This window comes from Sphingobacterium sp. xlx-96 (genome assembly GCF_011007365.1).
In the GTDB taxonomy this organism is placed as follows: Bacteria; Bacteroidota; Bacteroidia; order Sphingobacteriales; family Sphingobacteriaceae; genus Sphingobacterium; species Sphingobacterium luzhongxinii.
Window position 1 is genome coordinate 66857 of sequence record NZ_WFKM01000017.1, and the last position, 14015, is coordinate 80871.

General features: G+C 37.9%; 12 protein-coding genes. 9 read left to right on the forward strand and 3 right to left on the reverse strand.

The genetic code is table 11. The features are described 5' to 3' along the window. The first annotated feature begins 133 nt into the window (after nt 1-133). From G7B20_RS19185 to G7B20_RS19215, 7 genes are all read left to right on the forward strand, one after another. Nucleotides 134-823 carry a sensor histidine kinase gene (locus G7B20_RS19185; protein ID WP_164113035.1) on the forward strand — a complete coding sequence of 230 codons (690 nt, stop codon included), beginning with the start codon at nt 134-136 and terminating at the stop codon, nt 821-823. 8 nt (nt 824-831) lie between these two features. Continuing rightward, entirely contained in the window at nt 832-1515 is a 684-nt protein-coding gene (locus tag G7B20_RS19190; RefSeq protein ID WP_164113036.1) for a response regulator transcription factor, read from the forward strand. 450 nt (nt 1516-1965) lie between these two features. Next, entirely contained in the window at nt 1966-4986 is a 3021-nt protein-coding gene (locus G7B20_RS19195; protein ID WP_164113037.1) for a SusC/RagA family TonB-linked outer membrane protein, read from the forward strand. Between the two features lie 17 nt (nt 4987-5003). Next, on the forward strand, nt 5004-6635 hold the full coding sequence (locus tag G7B20_RS19200; RefSeq protein WP_164113038.1) for a RagB/SusD family nutrient uptake outer membrane protein: 1632 nt from the start codon (nt 5004-5006) through the stop codon (nt 6633-6635). Between the two features lie 84 nt (nt 6636-6719). Further along, nucleotides 6720-7109, forward strand: coding sequence for an IS66 family transposase (locus G7B20_RS19205; RefSeq protein WP_240466038.1), 390 nt, complete (start codon nt 6720-6722; stop codon nt 7107-7109). 503 nt (nt 7110-7612) lie between these two features. Then, nucleotides 7613-8986 carry a TlpA family protein disulfide reductase gene (locus tag G7B20_RS19210; protein WP_164113039.1) on the forward strand — a complete coding sequence of 458 codons (1374 nt, stop codon included), beginning with the start codon at nt 7613-7615 and terminating at the stop codon, nt 8984-8986. Nucleotides 8987-9078: 92 nt separating this feature from the next. Then, nucleotides 9079-10155 (forward strand): peptide-N-glycosidase F-related protein, encoded by a 1077-nt coding sequence (locus G7B20_RS19215; protein WP_164113040.1) that lies wholly within the window; start codon nt 9079-9081, stop codon nt 10153-10155. Between the two features lie 535 nt (nt 10156-10690). Here G7B20_RS19215 and G7B20_RS19220 read toward each other — a convergent pair. The 3 genes from G7B20_RS19220 to G7B20_RS19230 form a co-directional block, all read right to left on the reverse strand. After that, a complete protein-coding gene (locus tag G7B20_RS19220) occupies nt 10691-10957 on the reverse strand; it encodes an IS110 family transposase (RefSeq protein ID WP_317164284.1) in 267 nt (88 codons plus the stop codon). Between the two features lie 400 nt (nt 10958-11357). Then, nucleotides 11358-12275: a hypothetical protein gene (locus tag G7B20_RS19225; RefSeq protein WP_164113042.1), complete on the reverse strand. Its 918-nt coding sequence runs from the start codon at nt 12273-12275 to the stop codon at nt 11358-11360. 19 nt (nt 12276-12294) lie between these two features. Beyond that, nucleotides 12295-12813 (reverse strand): hypothetical protein, encoded by a 519-nt coding sequence (locus G7B20_RS19230; protein ID WP_164113043.1) that lies wholly within the window; start codon nt 12811-12813, stop codon nt 12295-12297. A 664-nt stretch (nt 12814-13477) separates the two neighbouring features. Here G7B20_RS19230 and G7B20_RS19235 point away from each other — a divergent pair. Then, nucleotides 13478-13708 (forward strand): hypothetical protein, encoded by a 231-nt coding sequence (locus G7B20_RS19235; RefSeq protein ID WP_164113044.1) that lies wholly within the window; start codon nt 13478-13480, stop codon nt 13706-13708. A 37-nt stretch (nt 13709-13745) separates the two neighbouring features. Beyond that, on the forward strand, nt 13746-14015 hold a 270-nt coding region (locus tag G7B20_RS19240; RefSeq protein ID WP_164113045.1), incomplete at its 3' end, for a hypothetical protein.

Genomic DNA, 14015 nt, shown 5'->3' on the forward strand with positions numbered 1-14015 from the left:
TATTCAACAAGATCACGCTATTTGGCATACCCTCATTGGGATTTTACCGCTATTATTTCTTTCAGGTATCAGTATTCTACTCCTGTTATTTGTATACTTTGTAACATTCAACAATTGGATAAAGCAAAAAAAAATGAACGAAATAATCAGTGATTTTGTCAATAGCATAACCCATGAATATAAAACCCCGATATCGACCATTAAAGTCTGTGTTAAGAACCTTCAACGTGAAGCAGTAGATAAACTGCGTATGGACACCATAATATCGGGCTTGTCTATTATCGAGAGGCAATCAGATCGTTTAAACAACCTCATGGATAAGGTTATCTACGCGAGCATGTTTGATCCAGTATGCATTGAGAAGACAGAGCAGCCCATAGTTCAAGATCTTGAGACTGTATTAAATGATCTTCGGTTAAAATTCCAACTGAACGAGAAGATCATTATTCACTCGCATTTAGAGGCAAAAGACCTTTACATCAAATACAACTTGTTTCTTTTTACAACTGTTTTAATTAATTTGGTTCAAAATGCGGTCAAGTTTAATGATTCTGACTTTATTCAAGTAATAGTGGAACTAAAAGAAATAGATGATAGATTGTCGTTATCTGTATCCGATAATGGTATAGGTATTTCAGAAGAAGATCAAAAGCGGGTATTTGATCGTTTTTATCAAGGTAAAACATCTAGAAATCGGGGTGGTATAGGCTTAGGTCTTTATTATGTAAGACGGTTGGTTGTTACACATAATTGGACAATTGAGGTTAGATCCAAACTGAATACAGGTACTACTTTTAAAATTACAATCCCAAAGTATAAATAAAGTACATTATGAAAAACAAGATTCTTTTGATAGAAGACGATTTAGACCTCGGCGAGCAGACTACCTATTACTTGCGATCATCCGGGTTTGATATCACCTGGAGCAAAAACGCTACAGAAGCTTTGTCCTCATTACAATTGAATACTTTTAACCTTCTTTTGGTAGATATTCAGATGCCCGATATGGATGGTTTTGAGTTGCTACGAAAGGTACTGTTAATCTATCCTCAACAGCGATTTATATTTTTAACAGCTCGAGATAATAAAGAAAGTAAGATCCGAGGATTAAAGCTTGGCGGAGAAGATTACGTTACAAAACCATTCGATATTGAAGAGCTTTCCTGGCGTATTCATAATATTATAAACCGTCAACAGGTGCGTCAAACTTCTGATTTGATTATTGGAGATATTCGATTGCTCCAAGATCAAATGATGTTATCATTTCCCAACAAACACCAGGTCAGCCTAACAGAGCGAGAGTTTGAGGTTTGGAAATATTTTGCCTTAAATACAAATCGTGTTTTGAGGAGAGAAGACATCTTGTTGGCTGTTTGGGGCGAGAACGACTACTTTCTTGGCCGAAGCTTAGATGTTTTTGTTTCTCGAATACGCAAGTTATTGTCTTACTCTCGTAATGTACAGCTAGAAACCGTTTATAAAGTCGGGTTCATTTTTAGGGCACCAAGCACCTAATTTCTATCTATTAACAAGTTGTTAACAAGCGAATAACATTTGATTAACAAGTTCATTTGACAATGAGCCGTATCTTCAAATTGCTAATTATTTGAAGTACTTCAGCTCATTATTAATGTATATAATAACTAACTGAAGTTTAGCTTTTCTCGCATCACGGATCCAAATATGGTTGTTTTAGATGTAATCTTTTGCAACAAATTATTTGGGATAAAGGAGAAGGTGTCTTGAGCTTCTGAAGCTGTATTTCCTTTTATTTGATTCAAAGCAGCGAGGAGCAGAATTTGGTAGTTAGTATGTGTTCAAGTGGTTTTTTTAACCCGATTTGAAGTGCATTTATAGTTTATAATATAGACTTACTAAATAATAAAACCATCGTAGGAGTTGTTATTTTGATTAACAATTATTTTTAACAAACTAAACTTATGTACAAGCACTAACCGATTACTTATGAGAAAATTTATCAATTTTAAAACCAAGAGAAATTCCTGGCTATTACTACCATTCGCTCTATTCAGCACCGATGTCAGTCCGATTTATGCACTGACGACCCCCAAATTTTCAGCCAGTGGATTTTCTGTGGCACAAAGTGTTCAGTCTGTTTCGGGGGTTGTTCATGATGGAGAGACAGGAGAACCTCTTATTGGAGTCACAGTTTCTTTAAAAGGAGGCAAAGTTGCTACACAGACCGATTCAAATGGGCGTTTTCAAATACAAGCCGCAGTCGGGGAGATTTTAATAGTTTCTTACATGGGCTATACCGCTCGTGAGATTACAGTTTCTGGCTCCGCTCTAACTATCACATTAACTGCCGATAGCTCAACACTGGACGAAGTAGTGGTGGTTGGTTATGGTTCACAGAGAAAGAGCGAGATTACTTCAGCTGTTGCTTCCATAAAAGAGAAAGACTTTAATCAAGGAGGCATGCGGAGCCCGATGGATCTAGTGCAGGGCAAAGTCGCGGGATTGAACATTACACGTACACAAGGTAGCAATCCCAATTCTGGCTCCAGTATCCAATTACGTGGCATGGCCTCTATGAAGGGAGGAAATTCGCCTTTGATTGTTATCGATGGTATACCTGGAGGTAACTTGGATTTAGTTAAACAGGGCGATATCGAGTCTATTGACGTGCTTAAAGATGGTTCGGCAGCAGCAATCTATGGAACTAGGGGCAATGGTGGTGTTATCTTAATAACTACCAAAAGAGGAAAAGCAGGAACATCTTTTTTTGATTATCAAACCTACGGGCAAATAGAGTCTGTCGCTAGAAGGCCGTCTATGCTTTCAGCAGATCGATTTAGAGCATTAGTTGTTGAGGGGCAGAATCGTCCCTCGCTAGATATCGGACACAGTACAGATCTTTATAACGAGCTGATTAACAAAGATAATTTTTCTCATTTTCATAATTTTAGTGCGAGTGGCGGTAGTGATAAATCTACCTATAGAGCTTCTTTAAACTATCAAGATGCCAAAGGCATTGCCAAGCAAAACGAAAGAGAGCAGTTTGGTGGCCGTCTGAGTTTTACACAAACAGGTTTAAATGAGCGACTTACTTTCGCTACCAATATAGCGGCTAATTTTAACAAAGCGGATCTATTGGGTGGTAAGACCGAGTATTTTGAACAAGCTATACAGCGTAATCCTACCGCGCCGATATATAACGAGGATGGATCTTTTTACGAAACACAGGGATACAACAACTTCAATCCGCTAAGCCGTTTGGCGAATAGAATTGAAGAACGTAACCAGCAGACATTTTCGGGCGATGCCCGCTTAAAGTTACAGATTATAGCGTCTTTAAGCGTTTCTGCTTTTGGTTCTTATGTACGCGACAGTTGGAACGATAGACAGTTTCGATCCATTAAAGACTGGGATCAGCGGCCTAACTCTCCTTATTTGGGTACAGCCTATGCATACAAGAGGAACGAAATGAATGACAGTAAAACATTTGAGATTACTGCGGATTACAAAAAGAAGTTTGCAGATAAACACGAGGTTACGGGGTTATTAGGCTATAGTTATCAATATTCTACCTTAGAGTGGTTTGAGATGTCCAACAGTGGTTTTACCACAGATGCTTTTCTCGACTGGAATATAGGCGCTGGTACAGCTATATCTAACGACAAACTTCCGCGACCTGGATTGGGATCCTTCAAAGAGGATAATAAATTAATATCATTTTTCGGACGTGTTAATTATACATACGATTCTCGTTACTTTTTAACGGCTATACTACGTCGCGAAGGATCTTCTCGTTTTGGCGATAATAATAAATGGGGGAATTTTCCCGCTGTTTCCGCCGGTTGGAATATCAGTAATGAAGAGTTTTTTTCCAATAGGGATATCGTGAATGATCTTAAGATACGAATTGGTTATGGTGTTACCGGTAACCAAGGATTTCCTAACTATAAGTCTTTGATTTTATTATCTACTGGAGGTGTATATCCTCAAAATGGAAATTACTATCAAACTTATGGCCCCTCGTCGAACCCTAATCTTAATTTAAAATGGGAACAAAAAGCCGAGTTAAATATTGGTCTTGATTTCGGTCTATTGGATAATCGTATCACGGGTAGTGTTGATGTGTATAATAGGAAAACTAAAGACTTGTTAAACGAATACACAGCGCAACAGCCGGCTTTTGTGAAAAACTTAATCTGGTACAACGTTGGCGAAGTATCCAATAAGGGTATCGAGCTACAGCTTTCAGCAACTGCAATGCAGAGAAATGACTTTCAGTGGGATATCAATTTTACTGGAAACTACCAAAAAAACAATCTAACTAAAATGTCTAATGACCGTTTTAAGAGTAGTTGGATGACTTTTGGCGGGCTTCCTTCTCCGGGCAACTTAGGTGATGCTATTCGTTTGGAAGAGGGCGGAGAGATCGGATCATTCTACGGTAAACGTTTTGCTGGTTTTACCGACGAAGGGAAGTGGTTGTTTTATAAAGCCGACGGCTCTACAGGAAGAGCATCAGAAATCAATGAAAATGATCTGGCCTATATCGGTAATGGTGTACCTAAATTTCAGGCATCCTTATCCAATCGGTTTTCCTATAAAGGTTTTGACTTAACCGTATTTTTCAGAGGTAAGTTTAAATACGACATTTTGAACACTGCCGATATGTTTTTTGGTAATCAGAAGTGGCTACCGAATAACGTATTTGAGAGTGCTTTTGATAGAAATAAAAAAATTAATGATGATCCTCAATATTCCGATTATTACTTAGAGAATGGATCGTTCTTGAAACTGGATAACATCACTTTTGGTTACAATTTCAAGATGCAAAATAATTATGTGAGAAATCTCTACCTATATGCCTCTGCACGAAATTTAGCTACTATTACAAGCTACAAAGGATTGGATCCCGAGTTGCAGGATACCGGGTTTGATGCTGGTATTGATACCCGTACCTTTTACCCAAGAACACAGTCATGGACTATAGGTTTAAATGTTGGTTTCTAAATAAAAAAGATAGACAAATGAAAAGATCTAATAGATTAATAGTAGGACTTATATCATCAGCTTTAATAGGAGGGACGTTCCTCAGCTGTACAGATTTACAGGAGAAAGTATATAGCGAAATAAAAGCGGATAACTTTTATAGTAATAAATTAGAGGTTATGCAGGCGGCGCTTCGCCCGTACACGCACATGCAGTCGTGGTTAGCTCCTACAGGTGGTAGTGGGTATTATTACCACTCCGAGTTATCCGCTGATCAGTTGGCTTGGCCGCAGAAAGGGAAGCATGGCTACGATTCTGGCGATCATATTCGTATGCACTGCCATACTTGGACAAGTAATGAGTCTCGTATTCGTAATGCCTGGAGGGGAATGTGGGAAGGGGTAGGCTACGTCAATAATGCGATTAATGATATACAAGGTCTTAATTTGCCTAAAATAGGTATGACAGAAAACGAAGGGCTTACTATCTTAGCACAACTAAAGGTCCTTCGTGCCTTTCATTACTTGAAAATCATGGATATGTGGGGTAATGTGCCTATCGCTACTAAAGTCGGCGATCCGATCAACCCCGAGACAAAGTCGCGCGCCGAAGTTTTCAAGTTTATAGAGAGCGAAATCAACAATAATATTGATCAGTTGCCTCTGACAAGTCGAGAAACTATAGGTCAGGTTTCTAAAGCATCGGCTTATGCCATGTTGGCAGAGTTGTATTTGAATGCCGAGAAATGGACCGGTACAGCAAGGTGGGACGATTGTATTGCCGCCTGCAATAAAATTATCTTGGGCGAAGGAGGCGGGATTGATGGCATTCCTCAGCTTAGCGCAGATATTAACTCCGTTTTTTCCAACGCGAACGATTTTCATAAAGAATCTCTGTTCCAGTTTCAATTTAGTAGAAGGGGAGGGTTGAATTTTGGTTGGGGCGGATTCTTTATGGGATATGACAACATGAAGGATGTCTTGAAAGTAGCTTATGGCGGATGGAATGCTTTCGTCGTAATTCCAAGTGCTTTCGACGCATATGCAGCGAATGATCTTCGTAAAAAACAGTGGTTTTTGTTTGGCCCTCAATATAAATACGGCACCACTATACCTATTCTAGGCACAGAAGAGTGGGACGGCAAACCCTTCGCTTATGTTAATACGATCAGGAGAGAAAGCGAGGGAGACTTAACCTCACAAGGATCAATGACACAAGGGGAGGAAAATTCTGGAGCTCGTTTCCATAAATACAAATCAGGAACTTTGGATGAACCTAATTATTTGGAAAATGATTATATCCTGTATCGCTTGACGGAAATTTATTTTAATAAAGCAGAGGCTCTCATGCGTAAAAATGGAGATGTCGCTACGAGTGAAGCTGTGAATTTAATTAACGAATCTCGTAAACGCGCTTTTGATCAAACAGATTGGCCAACCGAAAAATACACTGTCACCACCTTGACTTTGAAAGAGCTTTTGGCAGAAAGAGGAAGAGAGTTTATTTTCGAAGGCAAAAGACGAACGGATCTAATTCGTTTTGGAGAATTTATCAACGGCACTTGGTGGGATCATAAAGCAACCAAAGATGTGAATCGGGAACTATTTGCGATCCCCATTAATCAGATTGACAATAATCCTAATCTGAAACAAAATCCCGGATACGAGTAGTCGTTTAAAAAACGTACTTTGAACTCGGTTGGGATATAACATCTTATCAAAACGAGCAAGAGGATCCATTCGACATATTGTCGGATGGATCCTCTTGCTCATGGTTATGCAGTGTATGAAAAATACGGTAAAAAGAAAGAGGTGACACACCTTGCTTGCTGGGCACATGTGCGCAATGAGTTTGAAAAAGCACTGGATAATGATAAGCAAAGAGCTGAAAAGGCATTATTCATGATTCAAAAACTTTACGCTATAGAAAGTCGCGTCAAAGAAGGTGAGCTTGACGCCAAACAGATCAAAGAAATCCGTCTGACCGAATCACTGCCTGTTATCAACGAACTGGGAAAATGGATCTTTGAAGAGATAAAAAACACACTCCCTAAAAGTCAGATTGGTCAAGCAACATTCTGTGCATCAGCTGTTAGGGACTTCGCTGTCTCTTACCAACGCCTGTTGGGCCATGGCTCGGTTTAATATTCTGCCTCTGTCTTGAGATATTTCATTTATTGTTTTTTTTGGTAAGACGTTTTCCTTTGAAACATCCCCGAAAGAAAAAAATGCTGTATTAAAGTTTATGTTTATTTATATGGTAGAGGAGATGGGGTTCAAAACCAAATTAATCACATTGAAAGACATTATATTATTTCAATTACTTTTAGTTTTCGCCCTACCACTTGTCATCCGTATTTTTAAAAGAAAGGATATCATGTTTCCAGTTGCTATACGCCTGAAGAACGAGATCGGTCAATAATATAAAATAAAGAACATTCCAAGATTTATGCTTTTTGATAAAGAAGGCCGAATTATAAAAGCTTATAATCCATATGCTTCTGATCGATAGTTGAAAACTATGCTTGAGGCGGTATTAGCAAAATAATACCGAAGTTATTTTCTATATTAAAAATCTTCGACCTATATTTAATTACTATCAATATAAAATTCATTATACCTTGTCACAGGGTAAAAAACTTATTCAAATGAAAAAAATAATTTTATCAGCTGCCTTGCTCGTTGGATTTACAGCAACCGTTGCTCAAGTAAGTGAAATACGCGGAACCGTAAAAGCAGAACACGCAAGTATAAAAGACAATATCTCTTTGATGAAAATAGAAGATGGAGAGCCAAAAGTAATTGCGACAAGCAATCTATCTAAAAATGGTTTCTTTGGCTTTTTATTTATTCCTGAATCTGAAGGCTTTTATGTTCTAGGATCTCCAGATATCTCAAAAGGACAGTTTCCTGTTTATCTTAAGCCAGCTGATAAAGCAGAACTGACAATTGATGGTGTACACGCCGAATTTACTGGCGAAAATACCCCTGAAAATATAGTTCTGGACAAATGGTTGACTTTTACAAAAAAAATAAAAAGAATGTCAGTTCACCCTATGACTATTTTATCTAAATCAGATTTGAGCAGCTACAAAGATTTTTTTCCTGAACTGACTGCAATCGCTTCACAAACTGATGAATTTAGGAAAGGGATAAGAACAAATAACCTCTATTTTAATGAATTGATGAAAGAGGTTACTACTTATGATATTGATTTTTATGCACTGAGTTTCCTGCGGTTGCCATCCACTCCATGGGCACCCACTCCTAAAAAAGAGGATTACCCTGCTTATTATGGTTCTATTGTAAGCAAAAATAAATTTCCAAATGATAAATTATTTAGTGTCCATTATGGTAAAAGTTACTTAAAAGAGTATGTTGATTTTGCTTCAGACAATAATTTGGATATGGCTGGAAAGCTCGGGCTGTTGGCCACTGATCGTCAAAAAGCTGAATATATATTGTATACTCAAATACCGAAAATAAAAACATATGATCATTATACGGACATGATGAATAATTATGGGCAGTACTTTAAAACAGAAAGTCAAAAAAGGCGAGCTGAAAATTCAGGAGCCCGGTTTTACGAGAAAAAGCCCGGAGGGATAGCTTCTGATTTCGAATATCCAGATGTCCATGGGAAGATGGTGTCGTTAAGTGGCCAAAAAGGAAAAGTAGTCCTGGTAGATGTATGGGCAACATGGTGTGGTCCATGTAAGAAGGAAATACCTGCTCTAAAAAAAATAGAAGAGGAAATGGAGGGAAAGGATGTCGTAATTATCAGTATATCTGTAGACGAACTGAAGGATAAAGAAAAATGGTCCAAAATGGTCAACGATGCAGACTTAGGTGGAGTTCAGCTTTTTGCCGGAGCAAAGTCTAAGATATCGGATGATTATAAGATTACCAGTATCCCTCGTTTTATGGTCTTTGATAAAGAAGGTAAAATAGTGAGTGTGGATGCGCCTAGACCCTCAAATCCAGCATTGAAACAAATGCTTGAAAAAGAACTGGCCAAGTAGAAATTAACATATTCAGGAATTATAATATATTTGCGTCGTTGAGCGATAATTTACCTCAACGACGTTATTATAATAAAATAGACCAAACAAATATGAAGTACCTAATGGCAGCTGTGATATTTTTGACTATAAGTGGTTTTAGTCAAAAAGCAGCTGAAATAGAAAAAGATAATATATCAATTTTTAAAGATGCCTTATTCTTTGATGGATATGCCAATTTAGTAGATTATCAAGTTCCTCCTGAGATTATTCGGACCAATACAACATATGTCAGAAAACTGACTGCTCCTGAACTGAAAAGAATAAATGGCACTTTAGAAATGCAGGTCCTCCTAAAACCTGCTTGTGACAATTATGATCGTATCGCCAATGTGTCTTTAGCACTAGTTGAAAAGGGACAGACTTATAGTAAAGATGCTATTCATATTGAAATAGGCCGTTTTATCACACCATTCATGGATAAAAATAAGAGCCCAAATGAGGTTCCTTATATTTGGAATGTCGATCATATTGCTCAAATATTGTTGGATAAAAAAATGAATGCACAGTATGATTTTTATATCGGGTTAAGCATGTTTGGTGTTTCATCAGCGGCACAAAAAGAGGTGAAAGGTTGTGAAGGTAGAAAGGATGTGTTTATTGGTAACTTATCATTTATTATAAATAAGAAAAATGTCAAGAAAAAGAAGCTTACTGAAATGAAGAGTATTGTTTATGATTACAAATTGAACAACTATAAAAATACGGATACCTTAGGCAAAACGGTGAAAGAGATTACACTGGTATTAGACGCTAATATTGAGAATGCAAAAATTTATCTCATTACATCGAATCACGGTGCTAACAGAGGAGGGGAGGAATATACCCGGCGCATCCACAATGTTTACTTGGATGGTAAGCTGGTGCTGAACTACATTCCCGGAGAGCCAAGTTGTGAGCCATATCGGGTTTATAATACGCAAGGAAATGGTATTTATGGACGTAAGCCGCGTACCGATAAGGAGTGGCAATCTTTCTCAAACTGGTGTCCAGGTGCTCTGATACCTACTCGAGTGATCGAATTGGGGAGACTCAAAAAAGGGAGTCATGTCTTTAAAATAGAAGTACCAGACGCACAATTCTTAGAAAACAAAGGTTATATTCCCGTATCTGCATTTATACAAGGTTAATTTGAAACTATTGTAATAATAGAAAGGAGGCTATATGGGAGAGCAAAACGTGAAATAGTTAAGGGGCCGTCTCTTTTGAGACAGCCCCTTTTTTGTTTATTAATGTTTTTCTTCTTGATTTAATCATTTGAACAGATCTTTTAATTTACCTTCTATAAAAATGATATTTACAATTTTGCAACTCTGCAATTTTAACTCTTTGTTTTGTATCCCCTCCTGTGTGTAGATACGCTAGGTGGAAAATAACTCAATTATTTAAAAGAATAAAAATTAAAGTTGTTTTAAATGGAATTTAAGCAATTAAAACGATCAATTTAGATCTTCACTAGATCGTAAGTTGGCTATTATTCGTAAAATTCGGACAGCCCATTATGCACAGAAGTACCAAGATGTGGCTATTTGTTATGCATTGCCAAGTCAAGTTCTTTAGGAGATACATACGCTGTTAATGCAACGCGAAAAGCTCGTTGTTTTCAAGGCTTCCTTAAAGGGGCAAGAAAAACTTTTCTAGTTATTGGCAAGAGGTCTTATACGTTTATAGCTTTACATTTTTGGTTTGACTTCCTGAAACTAAAATCACTTCAAATCCTGAATTTTGTAGAGCACTAAAAAGTGTTTGCCAGTAGCTACCGGTACTTTCCATTGCTACAGTACTAATTTCATGACTGCTGAGATATTCAATCATATCATCATTATCTTTGGCGTAGACCCCATAGGATCTTACATTCTCAACATTTTGATCCACAGCAACAACGTGCATACGGGACCCGACATCAATACCTGCTGCCTTAGTATTTACAATCTATAATGAAATTGTGTTCTTTTCCATAGTTTAATAATTTAGAAACTAAGGGATACATTCTTTAATTCAAAAATCATTAAGATTAGATCTATGCATCCGAATCAGATTTCAGGAAGGACTCAATTTAGTACCCGTTAAACTTCCGGTTTCTTCAAAGTTTCAATACTAATTTAAGAACTACTTACTTAAGTTGTCTCCGCTATTCGATTGCTAAAGCGAAATATTGTGATTTCAGGACGAGATACTTTATAGATTTAACCCATAAACAAACCTCGCATTATCATCCTTTTTCTTGTTGATATCTTTGGCAGTCCTTTCGTGCTGTTGCGGTATTTTAATGCGTTGGCGAGTAATAGGGGACGGATAGGTTGTTCGATTTCTGCTTTGCAGTTGCTGAATATCAATTACTTATCCAATAAATAAATTCATCGGTGTCCACTATGTTCCAAGAGTGCGGGTTCCTTTCTCCAGTCTGTTTTCTCATACCATCTATCTTACTGAGCACAAGTTCAATGTTGACATCAGAATGGGTTCGATTTAAAAAGTTTACGTAGACGGATTGGTCCAATAAGTTTAAATCCAGCAGGTCTCTCTTACGGCTTTCGATCTGCCATTCAATGGCAGGTTCGTTGTAGATTTTTACTTTGACTCCTTTTATAGCAGGGGGAGCGATAGACCCACTGTTGTTGATATTAACTAACGATAGTGAGGCGAGTTTTTCGTTATCTAGTTGGCCAATTTCCTTTGCGAGCACTTCTTTCAAAAAAGTCTGACCATATTTAGCTTCCGATGCCAGCAGCCTATTGAGGTCCAGCGGTGGATCTATAGCAAAGATATGGCTAATATTCAGCTCTTTCATTGGACTGTCATTAGCTGAGCACGCTTTGAGAGCCCTTGTGCCACCTATTGAAAACCCGCCTAAAATTACAGGTATATCCTGTGGTAAGTTTGACGTATGAATGTACTGTTTAATTAAGCCGCTTAATTGAAGGACAGACTTCGAAGACAGATCAAAGCGATCTCCTTTTTGAGAAAGCACAGGGATAATCACAGCATAGTTTAAGTCATGAAGGAGTTGGGCTAGGTTTGACTCAAAGAAAATAGATAAAGGATGGTCATACAATCCTGGCATTAAGACAGCAACAGCCTTTGCCTCATTTGGTCGAGGAGCATTAACTGTATAGTTGAAGTTCTCTATGAGTGTCGAGTCGCTTTTTGTTAGATTTTGAGGAAGTTGCGCTAGACAACTGAAGAATCCTACAGTGAATAATATAGTCAGTAGAAGTACTGTGTTAAATGGGCTATATTTCTTTTTCATAAAATTATAAAAAAATAAATTACTTCGCTTTATAGATATTTACCTCATTTCCGTTAACTATTTCGGTGCCTGAAAAAGCTATATATTTATTATTCCTAACCATTGAACTAGAGATATACGAACTGGAATATTTCCAGCCAAATGATTCGAAAAGCTTTTTGATTTTGTCGACAATCATACCCTTTGAACAAAACTCTTCGTTAGTTAATAAATAATGAATTATAGCATAAGTAATACTTGGACGCTTTTCTAACAGGCTATAGTAAGAAACATTATCTTTATGAATATCCTTAAGCGTATTGCGAGAATTATCCTCAATCTGGATATCCGGAATGTTTAATTCCGTTAATGATTTTTTAAAAAATAAACTTGCTATATTAATTGCTTCAACATTAAATAGGGCTTCATCGTTTCTAATTCTAGCTAATGTTCTTGTTGATTTCTCAATGAGGTTTGCAAAGTCTTTATCATCGATACCATTAGCATCAATTAATTTAAGTATGTTTTTAGTGATTACCTCTCTGTTTATACTCGACATAAGTCAAATATGAAATCTTACCAGATTACAAAAAGCGACATTTAATTCTTTTTTTGTAATTAGATTACTTGTCTTTGATTTATATAGAAGACAACGTTTGTTTTCTAAAGAACTTAGGTGTTTAAACTAAGAGTCTTGCCGTCACAATATTCTCACGCCACGACGCAAGGCAGCAGATTAAACACCCATGTCTATACTTTTATGCTATATTTGCATAGATGGTAGATGTGGGCGCTGCTGTAATTCCGTGTCGTGTAAGGCGTGAGAAACTTTATTGTGACGACGGTTTGTAGCCCCACATGTATCAAAGAGCTACCCACGCAAGACTCGTTAACCAATAGCGAGTATGAGCTTAAAAAAAAGAACAAAAAACATTATTTCGGCCCCGGAGTAGCTTCGGATGCTTAGTCATTATTGATGACTTTTCTAGTTCTTGCGATGTGCATTATAAACCGATTATTTTACTTGAATTTAAATTAAGCACATTCTTGATATTCAGTTAACTATTTTGTTGAACGGTGTGGCCTGATCAAGGATTAGGTATGGTTGGTTATTGATAGGATAAGCTCTCAGTCCCGCCTTCATTAGGTTACACTAATGAACTCGAAAACCTCGTGTAGCGAGTTCTTCAAGTCCATTGAAAAACAATTTAAAACCTTGAAAAATGAAACATTTTTTTAGGGGTGGGGAAGGACTGTCCTGTGGACAGAGTGACAAAGATCTTTCTAGTCGCCCGATAGAACAAAACAATAGATTATCTACGATGAGCCCTTCGGGGTTGCTTATTCGCGAAGCTCATCGCAATGACGAGCGGGAGGTAGGGCGCAGTGTCGGTAGAACGGGCTCAAGACGAACGATTTCGTTCTGCCCAAGGCCTGCCTTTGTCCGGCCTTGATTCTTTCAAAACACGGTCGATCCCCGATGGATCCCCGATGAATCCCCGGTCACCATCGGGGCGCGATCGGAGAACGATCGGAAGTTCATCGGGGAAAAGTGGTATTTGCCCAGGTTCTGGCAGGTACCCAGTAGGAACTTTGTTTACTTATTTATCAGCTTTTGCTCGTTATTTCGTTGCCTCCGAGGCAAAGGATAGGCAAACAATAGACAAAGAACAGGCCAAGCGCCAACAAAACCCAGAGAAAGAGCCGCAGATAGGTAATGCTTTTGCAGGCGGCAACGAGGTGTCCGACAGGAGAGAGGTA